The organism is Methylosinus sp. PW1, from assembly GCF_000745215.1.
In the GTDB taxonomy this organism is placed as follows: domain Bacteria; phylum Pseudomonadota; class Alphaproteobacteria; order Rhizobiales; family Beijerinckiaceae; genus Methylosinus.
Map to the genome: position 1 here is coordinate 147657 of NZ_JQNK01000002.1, position 19012 is coordinate 166668.

Sequence of the window (19012 nt, forward strand, 5' to 3'; positions counted from 1 at the left end):
GGCGCCTTTGAATCTCTTAACGATTTCGCGAGCGCGTCCGCTGTGGACGATTGCGCGTCAGTCGCCTTCGCCGGGCTCGGGCGAAAAATGCGCCTCCAGCTTGCCGGGCTTGCCGTCCCATTCCTTGGCGTCGGCAGGCGGGTCGCGCTTGACCGTCACATTGGGCCAAGTCTGAGCGTATTCCGCGTTCAGCGCCATCCACTTCTCGAGGTCCGGCTCGGTGTCGGGCTTGATCGCCTCGGCAGGGCATTCAGGCTCGCACACGCCGCAGTCGATACATTCGTCAGGATGGATCACCAACATGTTGGCGCCTTCGTAGAAGCAGTCCACAGGACAGACTTCGACGCAATCCATATATTTGCACTTGATACAGTTTTCCGTGACGACGTAAGGCATGGGGCGTCCTCGATCCGCGGGCTTGCTAGCGTTTTTGAGATTGGGTTGCAAGCGGCCTCCCGGCCCGCGCGGCGCGCATGATATCCTGCGAGGGGTTGGAAGGGAATCGGTCTATGGCGGAAATCGAATCGGCCTCGCAGGGCGTCTCGGCGCTGCCGGCGGCGCGTTGCGTGACGGCGCGGGCCTTGCTGCTCGGTGAGCGAATCGATACGGGCGGGCTCGAGCGGGCCGATCTCGTCTCCACATCGCCGCTCGCCTTTCCGGCGGGGCAGTCGGGCTTCGTCGTGCTCTACCGATTCGGCGTCGCCGTGTTGTTCGGCTTGTCGCCGCTCGAGGAGGACGAGATTCTGGCCAAGGTCGGCGCCCGCGTCGCCGGCGCCGCCGCGCGCCGAGACGACGAGACCCTGGTGCTCGAGATCACGCCCGAGGGCGACGACAAGACGCTGGCCAATGGCCGCCTCGCGATCAAGGACGCCTCCGGCGAGCGTCTGCTGGTGGTCGCCGACGCGCTGGCCAAGAGCGTGGCGCTCGCCCGCGACGAGCGCCGCGTCAACGCCGTCTTCGATACGATCGAGCCTTTCGCCGCCGAGCTCGCCAGCAAAGGAAGGCCGCCCTTCCGCCGCCGCGCCATGCTGGAGCTGATCGGCCAGACGCTGCTGGTGCAGCATCGCGTCTCCGGCCGCGTCGCCGTCGAGGACAAGCCGGACGTGCTCTGGGACCGGCCGGATCTGGAGCGCCTGTACTCCAGGCTCGAGGACGAATATGAGCTGGAGGCCCGCGGCCAGACGCTCAAAGCCAAGGTCGACGTCATCGGCGAGACGGCGCGGGCGCTGACCGAGATCATCGACGTCGATCGCTCCGTGCGGCTGGAGGCGACGGTCGTCGTGCTGATTCTCGCGGAAATTCTGCTCACCTTGTTCCAGATATTCGTGCAGCGGGCGCATTGAGGCCCTTTATGCCGAAAGCCCGCGCGTGACCCTCGGCCAGCTCTCCATTCTGGCCGCGGCTCTGTTTCTGGTCGGTTCGGCGGAGGTCGTCGCCGGGCCGCTGATGACCGCTATGGCCCCGGATTTCGGCGTGCCGCCGGCGGCCATCGCCTATCTGCCTGCGGCCTATGGCCTCGCCTATGCCGGTTTCGCCATCATCGCCGGGCCTTTGTCCGACCGATTCGGCCGCAAGCGTCCGCTGCAGGCGGGGCTGCTCGGCTTCGCGCTGCTCAGCGCCGCGCTCGCCAATTCCTCCAATCTTTCCGTGGCCATAGCGCTCAGCGGCCTGGCCGGCCTCTGCGGGGCTTTCGTTCAGCCCAATTCTCTGTCCTTCGTCGCCGATTCCTCTTCGCCCGAGGAAGTGGACATTCGCACGGCGCGCGTCTTCGTCGGGCTGATGTCGGCCTTCGTCGTCACGCCCTCCATCGCCGGATGGATCGCCGATCGTTTCGGCTGGCGCTATGCCTATTATCTTCTGGCGCTGCTGGCGGCGCTCGCCTTTGTGGCGGTCTCGGCGGCGTTCCGGCCCGGCCGCGCGCATGGCGGCGGAGTGGTCTCCTTCGTCGCCACCCATAGAGGCGCGCTGGCGACGCCGGGCGTCCTGCGACGTCTGGCGGCGAGCTATTTCTGGCTCGGCTCGGTGGCGGGCTTCGGCGTGGTGGTCGCCGATGTCGCGGCGCGCAAGCTGTCGCTCTCGCCCACGGACGCCGGCCTATTGGCGGGCTTCTTCGGCCTCGTCACCATCGCCGGCAATCTTTCCGGGCCGCTCGCGCGCCGGCTTCTCGCCTATCGGGCGCTGCCCATCGCCTGCCTTGCCGCCTCGGTCGGCGTTTTCGCTTTTGCGCTGCCGGTCGGCTCGGTCGCGCAGCTCGCGCTCATCGGCCTGCCCTGGGCCTTCGGCTATGGCTGCGGCGGGCCGCTGCATCACGCCCGGCTCAGCGGAATGTCGGCGCAGTTTCGCGGCACGATCAACTCCTATCACGCGAGCCTGCTCAACCTCGGCATTTTCTCGACGTCCTTCCTGTTCGGCGCGCTGGCGCCGAGCGGGCTCGGGATTTTTTTCGCGCTCATCGGCGGGATATCTCTGATCGGCGCGACGCTGCTGGCCGTCGCCAATCTCGCCGAGCGGCGCGCGCTCACCGACCGATGAAGCGCGCCGCCTCTTCGACGGCCGCCTCTGTCTCCCCCGGCGCGATCCAGCGGAACGACGGCAGCTGGTGGCGCGCGAAGGTGAATTGCCGCTTCGAATAATGGCGCGTGTCGAGCTTGCCCTGCGTCGCCGCCTCCTCGAGCGGCAGCGCGCCGCGCAAATAGCGCAGCAAATGCGGAGCCCCATGCGCGCGCATCGCCGGCAGAGCGGGGTCGAGCCCGCGCGCGCCCATCGCCTCCACCTCCTCGAGGGCGCCTTTGCGGAGCATATCGTCGAAGCGCGCGTCTATGCGCCGATACAGCTCCTCGCGCTCCGGCGCGAGGAAGAAGGCGAGGCATTGCGATGGATCCAGCAGCGAGGCCATGCGCGCGCCTTGGAAAGACGCGAGCGGCTTGCCCGTCGCCGCGAAGACTTCCAGCGCGCGCAGAATGCGCTGCGGATCGGTCGGCCGCAGCCGCGCCGCCGTCTCGGGATCGCGTTCGGAAAGGCGCGCATGAAGATATTCCGGCGTCCGGCCTTCCGCCTCGGCGCGGATTTTTTCGCGAATCTCGGGCGGGACTTGCGGAATGTCCGAGAGGCCATAGAGCGCGGCCTTGTAGTACATGCCCGTGCCGCCGGCGATGATGGGCGTGACGCCCTCCTGCTCGAGCGTGCCGAGAAGACGCCGAAAATCCTCGAGCCAGCGGCCGACGGAATAATTCACCGAAGCGTCGACATGGCCGAACAACTCATGGCGAATGCTGCGCTCTTCCTCCAGCGTCGGGCGGGCGGTCAAAATGCGCAGGTCGCGATAGACCTGCATCGAATCGGCGTTGACCACTGCGCCGCCGAGGCGCTGGGCGATCGCCAGCGCGAGAGCGGACTTGCCGCTCGCCGTCGGTCCTGCGATGAGAATGGCGCGTCTCGTCATCGGTCCTTCGCAACGACAAAACGAGCGAAATGTCAAAAGCCCTCGTCGAACATGTCGCGACTTTCATCGCCGGCGCCGGCGGCCCGAAGCTGACGGTCGAGGCCGTGCGCGCCGCTGCGCCCGCCGGCGCGGTGGAGTGGCTGGAGCAGGGCGTCGCTGCGGATGTCTTTTTTCCCCTCGCGCCGGATGCTTTGCCGGAGCGGCGTCTTTCGCTTCAGGCGGCCGCGCGTGAGGCCGGCGCCGATGTGATCGTCCAGCCGAAGGCCGGGCGGCGCAAGCGTCTCCTCGTCGCCGATATGGATTCGACCATGATCGGCCAGGAATGCGTCGACGAGCTGGCCGAATTCGCCGGGATTCGCGAGAGCATCGCGAAAATCACCGAACGCGCCATGCGCGGCGAGCTGGAGTTCGAGCCGGCGCTGCGCGAGCGCGTCGCTCTGCTCGCCGGACTGCCGGTCACGATCATCGAGACGATACTCGCCGAACGCATAAGCTTCACGCCGGGTGCGCGGCGGCTGATCGCGACCATGCGCGCCAATGGCGCCTATGCGGCGCTGGTCTCCGGCGGCTTCACGCTTTTCGCCGAGCGCATCGCGGCCAGCCTCGGCTTCGACGAGGCGCGCGCCAATCGGCTGGAGACGTGCGAGGGAAGAATCACCGGCGTGGTCCTGCCGCCGATCGCGGGCGCGGCCGCCAAGCGCGAGGCGCTCGAGGAATTGCGCGTGAGGCTGGCTCTGCCGGCGGAGGCGACGCTCGCGGTCGGCGACGGCGCCAATGATCTCGACATGCTCGCGGCGGCCGGCCTCGGCGTCGCCTATCACGCCAAGCCGAAAGTGGCGGAAGCCGCGGCCGCTCGCGTCGATCGCGCCGATCTTTCGGCGCTGCTGTTCGCGCAGGGCTATCGACGCGAGGATTTCGTCGAGGCGGACATTCGCGAGGGTTGAAGGCTCAGGCCCGGCTCTCAGGCCCGGCTCTCCTGCGGCGGCTCGGCGATGGTGAAGCGAAAGCGGGCGCGCGTCGCCTCGGAGGTGAGAAAGGCGGCGATCCCGACGCCGATGAAATGCGCCAGCAGCAGCGCGAAATTCACCAGCAGCACGAAGACATCCAGCGCGCGGATGATCTTATTGGGATCGGTGATGGCGATTCCGGGCGGCTGCGACACGGTTTTGGCGACCAGCAGCGAAACGCTGAGCGACAGGCCGATGAAGGAGAGGATCACGCCGACGAGGCCGATCGCCAGGCCGAGCGTGAGAAACCAGAAGGCCGTGAGCTTGTGGACGCCGAGATAATCCGCCTGCGCCACGGAAGGGGCCGCGCGCGTGTAGAAAAAGGCGAGCGCCGTCGCCGCGCAGAGCAGCAGAAAAGCGAAGAGGCTCCAATAGATGGCGTCGCCATAGCCGGATTGGCTGGGGCTGAAGGCGCGGCCGGAGGTGGAAAATTGCAGCAGCACGGCGCTGGCCAGCGCTATGGCGAACTGCGGCCAGAATTGCAGCCAGCCGAACAGGCGCAGACGCGCGGAGAGGCCCGCCGTCGGCGAGCGCTCGATCAGCACGGGCGCGAGCTTCGCCGATTCTGGCGGCGGCGGCGCGGGGGAGAATCGCGAGAAGCCCCCCAGCGCGAAATAGAGGATGGTCGCGCCGGCGAGCGCATAGGCGAGCAGCCGATGCGCCGCCAGCAGCGTCTCCGAGGCCGTCGTTCCCTCGAGGCCGAGCGGCCGCGTCCAGGTTGCGCCGAGAATATCGGAGAGCCGAGGGTCGGCGGGGGACGAAACGGGCAGGGGGTGGCCGAAGACCTCCAGCGGCGCGCCGCCGAAATAGCCCCAGAGCGCCCCGGTCGCGACCAGAAGCGCGAGCGAGAGATAGACGAGAAATTCGCAGAAGGCCGCCGCGACGCGGCGCCCCTTGGACCAGCGCGCGGGCAAGGCCGGCGGCGGAACCGCGAGCCGCAGCGCGATCTGCGCGATGAGCAGAGCGCCGGCGAGGACGCCGAGCGCGACATGCAGAGCGAAAGGCGGGCTGGCGAGCGGCCGCTCCGATTGAGCGGCGAGCCATCCGAGCGCCAGCGCGAGGGCGCCGATGAGGACGACCGAGAGGAAATTGGCGCGGGCGATGATCGAGCGCATGGGAAAGGCTGTCCGGCAAAAGAAAACGCCCGCGTCGATCTCCGACGCGGGCGATCTTTTCGCCAGATAGGGCGCTCGCGCGAAGGCGAAAGCCTGGGGCTGTCGTCAGTCGAGCGTCAGAGCGACGAAATGCGTGTCGCCCTGGGCGTTGGCGACGATCAGAAGCGCCGATTTCTTGCCGCCGTCCTTCAGCGCCTTCACCTTCTTCACCGCATCGGCGGGATCGGCGACCGGCTCCTGATTGATCTCGAGCAATATCTCGCCGGCCTGCAGGCGCTTCTCCGCCGCGTCGGAGCGCGGATCGACGCCGGTGATGATGACGCCGTTCTTCACATTTTCCTTGATCTGGAAGCGGTTGCGCAGCTCGTCGGAAAGCGAGGAGAGCTCGAGGCCGAGCGCCTTTTGCGCGGCGGTCTTCTCGATATTCTCGCTCTTGGGCGAATCATTGGAGGCGAGCTTCTCGCCATCCTCGAGGCGGCCGAGCTTGATCGACTTCGTCTGCTCCTTGCCGTTGCGGACGATGAGGACCTCGACCTCCTTGCCCACCGGCGTCGCGGCGACGAGCTTGGGCAGATCGCGCGATTCCTTGATGGCCTTGCCGTCGAATTTGATGATGACGTCGCCGGCCTTCAGCCCCGCGGTCTTGGAAGGGCCTTTGTCGTCGACGCCCGCGACCAGCGCGCCGCGCGTCTGGCCGATGCCGAGATTCTCGGCGATGGTGTCATCGACATTCTGGATGCGCACGCCGAGCCAGCCGCGCCGCGTCTCGCCGAACTTCTGCAGCTGCTCGACGACCGGCTGCACCGTATTGGCCGGGGTCGCGAAGCCGATGCCGACGGAGCCGCCCGAGGGGGATAGAATGGCGGTGTTGATGCCGATCACCTCGCCGTCGAGATTGAACAGCGGGCCGCCGGAATTGCCTTTGTTTATCGAGGCGTCGGTCTGGATGTAATTGTCGTAGGGGCCGCTGTCGATATTGCGGTTGCGGGCCGAGACGATGCCGGCCGTCACCGAGCCGCCGAGGCCGAAGGGATTGCCGACCGCGAGCACCCAATCGCCGACGCGGGCCTTGTCGCTGTCGGCGAATTTCACCGCCTTCAGCGGCTTCTCGGGCTTCACCTTCAGCACCGCCACATCGACCTTCTGGTCCTTGCCGATCACCTCCGCCTTGAGCTTCTGCCCATCGGTGAAGATGACCGTCACCTCATTGGCGTCCGCGATGACGTGGTTGTTGGTGATGACGATCCCGGAGGCGTCGATGACGAAGCCAGAGCCGAGCGAGGCGGATTTGCGCTGGCGCGGCAGCTCCGGGCCGCCCTGGCCCTGCTGCTGGCGGCGCTTGAGGAATTCCTCGAACAATTCGTCGAAGGGCGTCGAGGGCTGGCCGTTCGGAGCGGCGTCCTTGGACTGCCGCTTCGGGTCGACGGTTTGAGTGGCGGAGATGTTGACCACCGCGTCCTGCACCGATGCGGCCAGATCGGCCAGCGAATCGGGTCCCTTGGCGCGCGCCGGCGTCGCCGCCAGCGGGAGGGAGACGAGCGCGCCGACGAGCCCCGCGGCGAGGGCGCGCCTCAGCGCCGTGAAAAGCGAAACGGACGCGGCAGATGTCATACTATTGCTCTCCTGAGACCGGACGGCGCCTCGAGCTGCGGCGAAGGCGCGATTTGCGTCTCGCGCGACTCGACGGGCTGCGTAGACTGTCGGATGACTGCGCTCGCACTCTGCCAGCAAAACGGCGAGAGTTGGGCGTTCGCTTAAATCCTACCTTCTGTACCTTATTTTGATCGCCTTCGCGACTCTATTTCTTTTGCGGCGTCGGGGGCGTCGGCTCCTCGATGGGCTTGCCGGCCGAGGGCGCGCCAAAAAACTTGAAGAAATCCGAGCGCGGGCTGACCAGGAAGCGTGTATCGCCCGTTTTGAAGGCGGCCTCATAGGCCTGCATCGAGCGGTAGAAGGAGAAGAAATCCGCGTCCCTGCCGAAGGCCTCCGCGAAAATGCGGTTGCGCTCGGCGTCGCCTTCGCCCTTCAGCTGATCGGCCCGCCGCTGCGCCTCGGCCTTCAGCACGATCACGTCGCGATCGGCCTTGGCGGTGATCTTCTGCGCCTGCTCGGCGCCTTGCGCGCGATATTCCGCCGCCTCGCGGGCGCGCTCGGTCTGCATGCGGCCGTAGACTTTCTCGGAAATCTGCTGCGGGAGATCGACGCGGCGGATGCGGGCGTCGACGACGTCGACGCCGAACTTGCGCGCCTCGAGATTGGCCTGCTGACGAATCTTCACCATCAGCCCTGCGCGCTCGTCGCGCACGATCTGCTGCTGATTGGCCTCGCTCAGCACGCGGCGGACGGCCGAGTTCAGCACGGAGGCGAGCTGATTATTGGCGCCGGCTATGCCGCCCACCGATTGGTAGAAGCGCAGCGGATCGACGATTCGGTAGCGGATGAAGCTGTCGACCTCGAGCCGCTGATTATCGGAGGCGAGCACCTCGAGATTGGGGCTCTCGACGTCGAGAATGCGATTGTCGAGGAAGATCACATTCTCGATGAAGGGAATCTTGAAATGCAGGCCGGGCTCGGTGATGAGGCCGCGGCCGGCGACCGGCTCGCCGAATCGCAGCACCAGCGCCTGCTCCGTCTGGGTGACGGTGAACAGCGCGCCGCCCGCCGCGATCAGCGCCACGAGGGCGAGGAGAACGCCGAAGAGAGCCAGAGAACCCTTCACTTGCGGCCTCCTTGCGCCGCGGAGAAGCCGGGCAGGGGAAGATAGGGAACGACCGAGCCGCTCCCCGGCGCCTCGTCGATGATGACCTTCTCGGCGCCGCCGAGCACGCGCTCCATCGTCTCGAGATAGAGGCGCTGGCGCGTCACCGAGGGCGCTTTCTTATATTGGTCGTAGATTTTGTCGAAGCGGGCTGCCTGGCCTTGCGCCTCGGCGACCACCTGCTCGCGATAGGCCTCGGCCTCCTGCAAGATGCGGGCGGAGGCGCCGCGCGCCTCTGGCACGACGCGATTCGCGTAGGCCTCGGCCTCATTGCCGAGCCGCTGGAGATCCTGCTGGGCGGCGGTCACGTCGCGGAAGGCGGCGATGACCGAGGCGGGCGGATCGACCGAGAGCAGCAGCACCTGCAGCACCAGAACGCCGCTGTGATAATCGTCCAGCACCTTCTGCATCAGCTGCTGGCTGGCCGGCTCGATGAGCTTGCGGTCGGCGGTCAGAATCTTCTGAATCTGCGATTGGCCGATGATCTCGCGCATCGCGCTCTCGGCGATCGCCTTCACCGTCGCCGGCGGATTGGCGACATTGAAGGCGAAATCCTCCGGATGGGCCGGATCGATCTGCCAGAACACGCGGAATTTGACGTCGGCGATATTCTCGTCGCCGGTGAGCATGAGGCTCTCTTCCGGCGCCTCGGGCGCGAGCGGGCCGCGGCGCGAGGCGGCCGGCTGCTCACGAAAGCCGATGTCCACGGCGTTGCGGTCGGTGACGGCGAGCTTGATCACCGTCCCGATCGGCGAGGGGAGGTTGTAGTTGAGGCCGGCCTGCGTCTTGCCGCGATATTTGCCGAAGATCAGATTGAGCCCGACCTCGTTCGGCCCGACCGTGTAGAAGCCGCTGGCGAGCCAGGCGAGCACCGTCAGCAGAGCGAGGATTGCGATTCCGCGTCCGCCGAGGCCGGACGGCAGCATCTGGCGCAGGCCGTCCTGACCGCGGCGCAGCAGCTCCTCGAGATCGGGCGGAGCACCGCCGCCGGGCGGGCCGCCGCTACCCCAGGGTCCTTGGCCCCAAGGGCCATTGTCGTTCGGCTTGCGAGGGCCGCCGCCTTGACTGCTCCAGGGCATATCGTCTCTTTTTGAAAAGGGCTGTGCGCCCGAGGACGGAACGCCGCTGTTTTATAGGCGTTGCCGGGCGCATCGGCAATGAGCCGCCCGCCGCCGCCCCACGAAAAAAGTCCACATCCTTTAAAAAGGAGCAGACGGGAAATGGTCAGTTCGGGCTGACGAGCGGGCGCCCGACGCCCCCGCCGCCGCCCGAGGCGAGGCCCCCGGCGCCCGGATAGAAGACCGGCCCGGCTCGATAGGTCCGCGCGGCGCGCTGGCCGGCGCCGCCGCAGCTGTCGTCGAAGCTCCAATCTTCGCGTCCGAGCGGCTGCGGCGGAGTGACGAAATCGCCGGTGACGGTGACGAAGGTGCAGGCTGAGGCGAGCGTCCGGCACAGGCCGCCGAGAATCGAGCAGACCTCGACGGCGCCGTCGTAGAGAACCACATCGGTGCGGCCGAAGACGACGCGGACGCCGAAGGCGGTGCCGCGCACGCCGATCGTCGCATTGGGCGTGCGCACGACATAGTCCTTGTGGCCGGCCGGCGCGCTGACGAAGCGGAACACGCCCTTGGCGGCGTTGAAGGTCACGCCATTCTCGCCCGAATAGACGAAATTATCGAGCTTGACGCGGGAGGAGGGGCCGAGCTGCAGATCGGTGCGGTCCTGGAAGACGAATTTTCCGCGGCTCTCGGTTCCGGTCAGCAGAACCTCTTGCGCGAAAATCTCGTCGCCGACGGCGAGCTTGGCGGCGGCGCGCTCGGCGATCTCGCCGCGCACGTCCTTCTCGATGGTGGCGGCCGAGCCGATCGCCGGCTCCGCCATCACGGGCGAGGCGGGGGACGCGAGCGCGGCCGAAACCGCGAGCGCCGCGGAAAGTCTACGCATGGGCGGTCCAACCTGTGATTCGAAAAAGCAATGGCGCGCGCCCACGGGCCGCAATCGCGCCAATCTAGCCCCAGCGCGAAGCGGAGCGCAACCGTCAGAGGCATAGACTGCGGGGAACTGAGGGCGCCGAGGCGCTGGCGGAGACGGAGGGATTCGAACCCTCGATAGGGCTTTACAACCCTATAACGGTTTAGCAAACCGCCGCCTTCAGCCTCTCGGCCACGTCTCCGCAGGCGCTCGATGCGCTGACGCCGAAGCTTCCGAATCTCGGCGCTCCGGCGAGCGCGAGTTGAGATATGCCAAAGCGGCAAATTATTGGCAAGCGCAGTGTTGCGCGCGAATTATTTATGCACGGCCTTCCGCACTGTTGCGCAATTGACACAGGCTTGGACAAAATCCGCCGATCGGCCCTCCAACGGCCCCGCCTTTGTTGACGACAATCGTAATGATCCGTAGCTATTCACCACAGACGGCGCACCTCTGGTGGCCGGTTGTCGCGGTCGGCGATCGATCGTTGGGCGCCCTGGGGGGCTCCGGCGGCGGCGGATCGAAGACCGATAAATCTAACTGAGGGCCGTATGATGAAAAAGTCTTTGCTCGCCGCCTCCGCGCTCGCGCTGGCCGTTTCCGCGGGCTCGGCGTTGGCTGCCGACCTGCCGTCCAAGAAGGCTGCCCCCCTGCTGCCGCCCCCGCCGCCGCCGGCTCTGTGGACCGGCTTCTACGTCGGCTTGAACGCTGGCTACACCTGGGACGAGAGCAGCTCGGTGACGGTGGCTTCCGGCTCGCTGGCTCCCTTCAACCCGATCGTCGGCATCGCCGGCTCGGGCGTGCTCGGCACCAGCGTCGACGGCTTCATCGGCGGTGGCCAGATCGGCTACAACTATCAGTTCTCTAACGTCTTCGTCGCCGGCATCGAGGCCGACATTCAGGGCGTCGCCGGCAGCAACAGCGGCGTGTCCTCGGTCGCGGCTTTCGGCCCGCTGACCTCGACGATCAGCGCTTCGAAGTCGATCGACTACCTCGGCACCGTCCGCGGCCGTCTCGGCTATCTCGTCACCCCCTCGCTGCTCGTCTACGGCACGGGCGGTCTCGCCTATGGCCAGGCCAATCTGAGCAGCAGCGTCTTCCAGGCTGTCGGCGGTCTCGTCGGCACCTCGTCGAGCGCCTTCTCCGACACCCGCGTGGGCTGGACGGCCGGCGGCGGCGTCGAGTGGCTGTTCCTGCCGAAGTGGAGCGCCAAGGTCGAATATCTCTATTACGATCTCGGCACTGTCTCGACCTCGGGCGTGATCGGCTTCACGGGCATCGCAGCTCCGGTCGCCACCACCGCCACCTCGGCTCGCTTCAACGGCCATGTCGTTCGCGCCGGCGTGAACTACCACTTCAACCTGTTCAGCCCGGCCGCTGCTCCGGTCGTCGCCAAATACTGATTTGGCGGTCGCCCGATAGGGGCGAGTGAATGGAAACGAGGAGCCCGGCCGCTGCGCCGGGCTCTTTGCATTTTCGAGGTCTATCGCGGTCGCGATGGGGCCGACCGGGCTGCTGGCGAGAGGGGCTCGGCGGCTCGGGCGCGAAGATCAGAGACTGTCGAGAAAAGCTTCCACACGCTCGAAATAGCGCGTCCAATTCGGCGCCTCGAATCGGCGCGCGGCGTCGATGGCGGCGAGACGGCGGGGGGAATCCGTCGTGGAGAAATCCTCGATCGCGCGCTTCCAGCCGAGCCCGTCTATGGGCGACAGAAACAGCGCGCGCTCCCGCGCGATCTCGTGAAACACGGGAATGTCGGAGACGATGGCCGGCGTTCCGAGCGAGAGCGCCTCGACCACCGGCAGGCCATAGCCTTCCGCGAAGCTCGGCATCAGCAGCGCATTGGCGTTGGAAAGCAGACGGCGCAGCGCGGCGTCGGAGAGATCGCTCTTCCAGCGAACGCTGGGGCGGATCGCCTCGCAGCGATTCAGCATGCCGATGGTCTGCTCATTCTCCCAGCCGCGTCCGCCGACGAGGACGAGCTTGGGCGCCGGCCGCGGGCCTGCGGCCAGCGCGCGCCAGACATTGAGCAGCATCAGGTGATTCTTGCGCGGCTCCAGCGTCGAGACGAGCACGAAATAATCGCAGCGCGCCAGATCTTCGTCCCGCGCGACCATGGCCTCGCCCTGCGTCGACGGCGGCGGCTCGACATGAATCGGAATGCGCGCGCCTTTGCGCACGATCTCGCGCTCGAGACGCTCGGCGACGGCTTCGCTCGTCGTCAGCAGCGCATTGGCGTGGCGCAGGATCGTGTCGATTCGCCTACGAAACAGCGCCTCATAGCCACGGCGGAAGAGCTCCGGCCGATCGAGCGGCAGAAGATCGTGCAGGAAGAAGACGGCGCGCATGTCCGGCCGTCGCTCCAGCCACCGAAACAGCAGCGGAAACTCGCAGGCGTGCTGCGCAATGTTCAAATAGAGCGCATTTGGCGGCAGCGGGCTCGGTCCGTCATTGGCGAGACGCAGCGGCGCGCGCCAGAGAAATTGGCCGAGAGCGTCGCGCGCCGCAGGGGCCGAGGCGATCGGCGTAGGCTCCTCGCCGAGCAGCCAGCCGCGGAGCCGCGTCCATTCCGCCGAATCGTCTGGTGCAGCGGGCGCGACATCGGCGACGATTCGGGAGAGGCGAGACGGCGCGAGCGCATGCGGGCCGCGTGCGCCGTAATGCGCGCCGCAGGACAGGCGCGGATGCGCCGCGAAATGCTGGGCGTAAGAGAGATCGATACGCCCGATGCCGGCCGCGCCCGCAGCTCGTCCGCAGGACACGAGATGAGTCGCGTCATAGACGATCGGGCGCGTCATTTTCTTTTCCTACCAGAGCGCCGGTTGGCGCGAATAGAGCGACAGAGCCGGATGATAATAGGGATCGTCGCGAATGGCGTCTCGCCAGCGGTCGCGGAAATAGTCGCGCTCCTTCGCATAGACGCTCATCGGACGAAACCTGGCCGAGCCGCGGGACGCCGATTCATAATGCAGCAGCCGCGCGGCCGGCTCATAGAGCGACGTCCAGTCGCGGTCGGCGAGACGCAGGCAGAGATCGGTGTCGTTGAACTCGATCGGCAGATTGATCTCGTCGAAACCGCCGACCACGTCGAATTTGCGGCGCTCCAACGCCATGCAGGCGGCGGTGACGGCGGAGCACTCATGCGGAAGGCCGGCGCGGCCGAGCCATGAGGGCGCCTCCGGCGCGACCAGCGCGCCGAAATGGCCGGCGTCCTGGCCGAGCCCTATGGTGACGCCCGCATGCTGTATGCGGCCGTCGGGATAGAGCAGCAGCGCGCCGACGGCGCCCGTCTGCGGCGCCATGGCCCGGCGCCCCAGCGTCTCCAGCCAATCCGGGCTGACGACGACCGTGTCATTGTTGAGGAAGAGGACGACCTCGCCGCGCGAGGCGCGGACGGCGTCATTGTTGAGGCGTGCGAAATTGAACGGCTCCGGGCGCGACAGCACGCGCACGCGCGGGTCTTTCTTCGCCTTTTCGAAAATGGCGAAGGTCTCCGGCTCGAGGCTGCCATTGTCGACAATGACGAGCTCGAAGGACGGATGCGTCGAGAGGCGCAAGACGCTCTCGACGCAAGGGGCGAGGAGATCGGCGCGGTCGCGCGTCAGCAATATGATGGAGACGCTCGGCGCCGGCTCTGCGGGTGCAGGCGGCGTGACGATCGGCGGTTCCGATTCTTCGTCGCGCGTGAGCAGCCAGCGGCGCAGATGCGCGATCTCCTCGCGGGCGAGGCGGAAGGGCGCCTTGCGCATTGCCGCGTCGATCGATTCTGAGGCGAGCGTCGAGGCGGCGTAGAAGGCGCAGCGGCCGAAATAGGGGCGCGCCGCCGCCAGCGTCGGGCTCCAATCGGGCGCAAAGCGCGGCCGCAGCCCGCTCTCTGTGCGCAGCAGCTCGTCGGCGTAGATCAGCTTCGTCTGCGGAGCGCGCGCGATCCGCGCCGCGAGCGCGGCGAAGGCGTGATCGGCCAATTCATCGCCCGCGCGCAGATGCGCGACGAAATCCGCCTCCGCGAGAAGTGGGAGCAGCTCGGCCTCGCTGCGCGCGAGGCGTGCGGGCGAAGGATAGGATTGGCGTTCGATAGAGGCGAGCGTGCGCGCCCATTGCTCTGGGGTCGCCTCAGCGCCGGAGAGGAGAATGGCGAAGCGCGGCGCGCCGCCCGGCGCGCCGCGCGGCGCGTCCAGGCCCGCGGGCTCGAAGGGACGGGCGCGGCGCGCGCGCCAATTCTCGAACGCGTCGAGCGGCTCGAAATTGCTCGCCCAATCGATCGCGCTCTCCGCCTCCGCGCGATAGCCGAAGAGCGTGGGCAGGAAATAGGACCAGAGCTTCGCGGGCTTGCGGCGCCAGACCCGGGCGAGCGCCTCGACGAGGCCGACCGGCCGCAAGCTCTCGATCGCAAAGCCGAAAGCGCCCGGCCTGTTGGTGGGGCTGATGAGAATCGCGCGCGCGCCGCGGGGCAGCGCGCCGATCCAGACGCCGGCGCCGGCCACGGGGCCGGGGAGAATGCGATCGATGACGCGATCTTTCGTCACGAAGCGCAGCACCGGCCGCACAGGATCGTCGAGCAGGCTCGCGCGAAAGACGATCTCGACGAAAGGACGCGCGCCGAAGTCGCCCTCCACGCGCAGCCAGGGCTCCTTCGAGAGCGAGAAGAAGCGGCCGTCCTCAATGGCGACGTCCTTTTGCGGAAGGAGCGCGATTGCCTGCTTCGTCAAATGCGATCCAATTCTCGATCTGCGGCCCCCGCCGGCGATCGTCCTCTTGGGCGAGGGGCGCCGGCTTGTCAATGTCATGGTGAATGGAGCGCCTCGGCGCGATTCACCATGAAGGGGAGACTATTTCCGAGCGCGCGCGGCTCTATGTCAGCAGAGCGCTCGTCGTCGCGGGCGCGCCCTCGAGAGGCAATCCCAACAAGAGACACGCCATGTCGCTGACGACCAGGACGCGCCCGACGCATGCCGCAGATGTTCCGTTGGCGGCTGCGGATTACGGGAAAATGCCGCTGGATGAGGTTCTCACGCGGCTCGGCGTCGATCCGAAGCGCGGGCTTTCGCCGGAGGAGGCGCGTCGAAGGCTGAAAGCCTATGGCCCCAATGCGCTCCCCGAGAAGCGCATTCCCTTGTGGCGCAAGGTCCTCGGCTATTTCGCCGGACCCATGGCCTATATGATCGAGGCCGCGGCGATCGTCTCCGCGCTGATCGGCCATTGGAATGATTTCGCCATTATTCTGGCTCTGCTGCTGTTCAATGCCGGGCTCGAATTCTGGCAGGACCGCAAAGCCTCCAACGCATTGGCGGCGCTGAAGAAAGGCCTCGCTCCCGAGGCCACGGTGCTGCGCGATGGCGATTGGAGCGCCGAGCCCGCGGCCGAGCTGGCGCCCGGCGACATTGTGAAGATAAGGCTCGGCGTGGTCGTTCCCACCGATCTGCGGCTGGTCGCCGGCGATTACGCCTCGATCGATCAGGCCGCGCTGACGGGCGAATCTCTACCGGTCGGCAAGAAGGTCGGCGATGTGGCCTATTCCGGCAGCATAGTGAAGCAGGGCGAGATGATCGGCGTCGTCACGGCGACGGGCGGCAACACATTTTTCGGCCGCACGGCGAGCCTCGTCGCCGGCGCCGGCGCGGTGAGCCATGCGCAAAAGGCCATGTTCGAGATCGGCGATTTTCTCATCGTCGTCGCCGTCGCGCTCGCGGTGGTTCTCGTCGCGGTGAAGGTCTTTCGCGATCTCGTCGTCGCCGACGACTGGAGCACGGCGGACGCGCTCTCCATTCTGCAATTCGTGCTGGTGCTGATGGTCGCCTCCATTCCTGTGGCCATGCCGGCTGTGTTCTCGGTGACGATGGCGCTAGGCGCGCTCGCGCTCTCCAAGGAGAAGGCGATCGTCTCCAAGCTCTCGGCGATAGAGGAGATGGCGGGCGTCGATATTCTGTGCTCCGACAAGACCGGCACGCTCACGAAGAATCAGCTGACCTCGAGCGAGCCGATCCTCTTCGATTCCAAGGATGCGCAGGATTGCATTCTCGCCGCCGCGCTCGCCTCCAAGCTCGAGGATCGCGACGCCATAGACACGGCTTGCATCGATGCGCTGAAGGACAAGGATGCGCTCAAAGCCTATTCGATGACCAAATTCACGCCCTTCGATCCGGTGAGCAAGCGCACCCAGGCGATGGTCACGGATCGCCGAGGCAAATCGATCATCGTCTCCAAAGGCGCGCCGCAGGCGATCGTCGATCTCGTCCATCCCGACGCCAGCGTGGCGCAGCGCGTGAAGAGCATTGTCGCCGAGCTCGCCGAGAAGGGCTCGCGCTCGCTGGCCGTGGCGCGCTCGGAGGACGATGGCGCGAGCTTCCGGCTGCTCGGCGTGCTGCCCATGTTCGATCCGCCGCGCGCCGACTCCAAGGCGACCATCGCCGCCGCGCGCGCCAAGGGCGTGGTGGTGAAGATGGTGACGGGCGACGACACGGCGATCGCCATAGAGACGGCGCGTCAGCTCGGCCTCGGCGATCACATCGTCGCGGCCGCCGATATCTTCCCGAAAGATCTCGATCCCAATCATCTCTCCGTCGATGTCGTCGACGCCATCGAGCGGGCGGACGGTTTCGCGCGCGTGTTTCCCGAGCATAAATATGCGATCGTGAAGGCCTTGCAGCAGCGGGGCCATCTCGTCGCCATGACCGGCGACGGCGTCAATGACGCGCCGGCGCTCAAGCAGGCCGATTGCGGAATCGCCGTCTCCGGCGCCACCGACGCCGCCCGCGGCGCCGCGGCGCTGATTCTCACTGCGCCCGGCCTCTCGGTCATCTCCAGCGCCATAGACGAGGCGCGGCGCATCTTCGGACGCATAGAGAGCTACACCACCTATCGTGTGGCGCTGACGATCGACATCATGTTCGTCGTCGTGTTGTCGAGCGTTTTCCTCGGCTTCACGCCGCTCACCGCGGCGATGATCGTCGTCATGTCGCTGCTCGACGACGCGCCGATCATGACCATCGCCTATGACAATACGCCGGTGGAGCCGCGGCCCATACGCTGGCGCATGCCGCGGCTGCTCGCCATAGCGACAATGCTCGGCCTCGTCTGCGTCATCGAATCCTTCGGGCTGCTGCTCATCGGCGTTCGCGCTCTGGCGCATGAGCCGCTGAAAGAGGCCATGCAGCTGTTCACGCCGCAGCAATTGCAGACGATGATGTTCCTGCAGCTGGTCGTCGGCGGCCATCTGCTGCTGCTGGTCGCGCGCACGCGGCGCTGGTTCTTCATGCCGCCTTTTCCGGCGTGGAAGCTTCTCTTCGCGATCGTAGCGACGCAGATTCTCGCCGCCGCCATGTGCTATTTCGGCTGGCTCGTGCCGCCGATCTCGCTGCGGCTCATCGGCATCGTCTGGGCCTATTGCATCGCCTTCATGTTCGTCCTCGGCCTGGTGCGCAAGATCGTGGCGCGCGTCGTGGACCATCGCATGAAACGGCAGGAGAAGAGCGTCGCCACCGTCGAGCGGCCGCTGGCCGGCGGGCTCGTGCTGGCGGCCCAAAAGTCCAATTGAGAGGAAAGAGCCGATGGATTGGCGTGAGAAATACGGGGTCGAGCCGGGCGGAAAGCTCCGCCTCTCCGATTACGACCCCTCGGACACGGGCAAGCAAAAGTCGCATGAGGAGGCGCTGCCCAAGATCAAGGACCATGTCGAGCGCATGGCCAAGCTGCAATATCTGCTCTACGCCGACGGCTCGCAGGCGCTGCTCATCGTGCTGCAGGGTCTGGACGCCGCCGGCAAGGACGGCACCATCCGCCATTTGTTCTCCGGCATGAATCCGCAGGGTGTCTCCGTCGCCTGCTTCAAGCAGCCGACGCCGATCGAGCACGAGCATGATTTTCTCTGGCGCATCCACGCCCATGCGCCGTCCAAGGGCGGCGTCGTCATCTTCAACCGCTCGCATTACGAGGATGTTCTCGTCGTGCGCGTGCACAAGCTCGTTCCGCGGGACGTCTGGTCGAAACGCTATGACGAGATCAACGAGTTCGAGCATCTGCTGACGCGCGACGGCAATGTGAAGATTTTGAAGTTCTATCTGCACATCAGCCCGGAAGAGCAGCTCGCGCGCTTCAAGCAGAGGCTCGACGATCCCGCGCGCAATTGGAAGATCAGCGAGAGCGACTACACGGAGCGCGAATATTGGCCGCAATATGTGGAGGCCTATGAGGAGGCGCTGTCGCGCACCAGCACGAAGCACGCGCCCTGGTTCGTGGTTCCGTCGAATCACAAATGGTTTCGCGATCTCGTCATCTCGCGCATCGTCGTCGACACGCTGGACGAGATGGGGCTGAAGCTGCCGCCGACGCGCGTCGATCTGGCGCAGATCACGAAGAAATATCACGCGGCCGTGGCCGATGTGAAAAACGGAACCTTCGGGAAGGGGAAGTAGGGCCGGAGGCGGCCGCGCCTCAGTCTGCCTTGCGCTGCGAGGCGCCGTCGCTCTCGTCGCGGCGGCGGAAGCGCAGCACGGCGCCGGGCGCGCGATTGCGGGCGCTGATGCGGCTACGGCCGGTGCCGGTGAGCACATAGCGGCCGCGACTATCGTCCCAACGCATGAGATCGGCCGCTATGGCGCGTTGGCGCAGCGCCATGGTCATGGGATCCTGCACATGCGGCGGCGCGATGTCGCCATGCGCATCGACCTTCTTCAAGGCCTCGATCAGCGTGGTTTCTTGAGCGTCCGTCATCGCTCTCCGT

Annotated in this window: 16 protein-coding genes and 1 tRNA gene; 6 read left to right on the forward strand and 11 right to left on the reverse strand. The window is 66.6% G+C overall.

The window, feature by feature from the left end; genetic code table 11:
• Positions 1-57: 57 nt before the first annotated feature.
• On the reverse strand, positions 58-396 hold the full coding sequence (gene fdxA, locus K369_RS01140) for a ferredoxin FdxA (protein WP_018265898.1): 339 nt from the start codon (positions 394-396) through the stop codon (positions 58-60).
• 113 nt (positions 397-509) lie between these two features.
• Between fdxA and K369_RS01145 the strand changes: the two genes are divergently transcribed.
• Together K369_RS01145 and K369_RS01150 are read left to right on the forward strand one after the other, a co-directional pair.
• Entirely contained in the window at positions 510-1343 is an 834-nt protein-coding gene (locus K369_RS01145; RefSeq protein WP_018265897.1) for an RMD1 family protein, read from the forward strand.
• 25 nt (positions 1344-1368) lie between these two features.
• Complete coding sequence (locus K369_RS01150; protein WP_036286575.1) at positions 1369-2532, forward strand: MFS transporter; 1164 nt, start codon at positions 1369-1371, stop codon at positions 2530-2532.
• On the opposite strand, the gene miaA is transcribed toward K369_RS01150, so the two are convergent.
• On the reverse strand, positions 2519-3442 hold the full coding sequence (miaA, locus tag K369_RS01155) for a tRNA (adenosine(37)-N6)-dimethylallyltransferase MiaA (protein WP_036286576.1): 924 nt from the start codon (positions 3440-3442) through the stop codon (positions 2519-2521). The two genes, K369_RS01150 and miaA, sit on opposite strands and share 14 nt — an antisense overlap.
• 29 nt (positions 3443-3471) lie before the next feature.
• Here miaA and serB point away from each other — a divergent pair, with 29 nt between their 5' ends.
• Positions 3472-4386 carry a phosphoserine phosphatase SerB gene (gene serB, locus K369_RS01160; protein WP_156967632.1) on the forward strand — a complete coding sequence of 305 codons (915 nt, stop codon included), beginning with the start codon at positions 3472-3474 and terminating at the stop codon, positions 4384-4386.
• 17 nt (positions 4387-4403) lie between these two features.
• Here serB and K369_RS01165 read toward each other — a convergent pair whose 3' ends face one another.
• From K369_RS01165 to K369_RS01190, 6 genes are all read right to left on the reverse strand, one after another.
• Positions 4404-5564: a DUF3611 family protein gene (locus K369_RS01165; protein ID WP_036286577.1), complete on the reverse strand. Its 1161-nt coding sequence runs from the start codon at positions 5562-5564 to the stop codon at positions 4404-4406.
• 105 nt (positions 5565-5669) lie between these two features.
• Complete coding sequence (locus K369_RS01170) at positions 5670-7175, reverse strand: Do family serine endopeptidase (RefSeq protein WP_036286578.1); 1506 nt, start codon at positions 7173-7175, stop codon at positions 5670-5672.
• Positions 7176-7362: 187 nt separating this feature from the next.
• The gene (gene hflC / locus K369_RS01175) at positions 7363-8283 is read right to left on the reverse strand and encodes a protease modulator HflC (RefSeq protein ID WP_036286597.1); all 921 of its coding nucleotides are present in this window, start codon (positions 8281-8283) and stop codon (positions 7363-7365) included.
• On the reverse strand, positions 8280-9401 hold the full coding sequence (gene hflK, locus K369_RS01180; protein ID WP_036286599.1) for an FtsH protease activity modulator HflK: 1122 nt from the start codon (positions 9399-9401) through the stop codon (positions 8280-8282). The genes hflC and hflK overlap by 4 nt, the downstream gene beginning before the upstream one ends.
• A 145-nt stretch (positions 9402-9546) precedes the next feature.
• Positions 9547-10266: a FecR domain-containing protein gene (locus K369_RS01185; protein ID WP_051948674.1), complete on the reverse strand. Its 720-nt coding sequence runs from the start codon at positions 10264-10266 to the stop codon at positions 9547-9549.
• Between the two features lie 135 nt (positions 10267-10401).
• Positions 10402-10495, reverse strand: a tRNA-Ser gene (locus K369_RS01190).
• A 352-nt stretch (positions 10496-10847) separates the two neighbouring features.
• On the opposite strand from K369_RS01190, the gene K369_RS01195 reads away from it, so the two are divergent.
• On the forward strand, positions 10848-11696 hold the full coding sequence (locus K369_RS01195; protein WP_036287484.1) for an outer membrane protein: 849 nt from the start codon (positions 10848-10850) through the stop codon (positions 11694-11696).
• A gap of 147 nt (positions 11697-11843) precedes the next feature.
• Here K369_RS01195 and K369_RS01200 read toward each other — a convergent pair whose 3' ends face one another.
• Both K369_RS01200 and K369_RS01205 read right to left on the reverse strand, forming a co-directional pair.
• Positions 11844-13091, reverse strand: coding sequence for a glycosyltransferase family 1 protein (locus tag K369_RS01200; protein ID WP_036286601.1), 1248 nt, complete (start codon positions 13089-13091; stop codon positions 11844-11846).
• Between the two features lie 9 nt (positions 13092-13100).
• Complete coding sequence (locus K369_RS01205; protein WP_036286603.1) at positions 13101-15002, reverse strand: glycosyltransferase; 1902 nt, start codon at positions 15000-15002, stop codon at positions 13101-13103.
• An 83-nt stretch (positions 15003-15085) separates the two neighbouring features.
• Here K369_RS01205 and K369_RS01210 point away from each other — a divergent pair, with 83 nt between their 5' ends.
• Both K369_RS01210 and K369_RS01215 read left to right on the forward strand, forming a co-directional pair.
• Positions 15086-17827, forward strand: coding sequence for a plasma-membrane proton-efflux P-type ATPase (locus tag K369_RS01210; RefSeq protein WP_245278049.1), 2742 nt, complete (start codon positions 15086-15088; stop codon positions 17825-17827).
• Positions 17828-17840: 13 nt separating this feature from the next.
• The gene (locus K369_RS01215; RefSeq protein ID WP_036286619.1) at positions 17841-18704 is read left to right on the forward strand and encodes a polyphosphate kinase 2 family protein; all 864 of its coding nucleotides are present in this window, start codon (positions 17841-17843) and stop codon (positions 18702-18704) included.
• A 19-nt stretch (positions 18705-18723) separates the two neighbouring features.
• On the opposite strand, the gene K369_RS01220 is transcribed toward K369_RS01215, so the two are convergent.
• On the reverse strand, positions 18724-19002 hold the full coding sequence (locus K369_RS01220; RefSeq protein WP_024879645.1) for a hypothetical protein: 279 nt from the start codon (positions 19000-19002) through the stop codon (positions 18724-18726).
• Between the last annotated feature and the right edge of the window lie 10 nt (positions 19003-19012).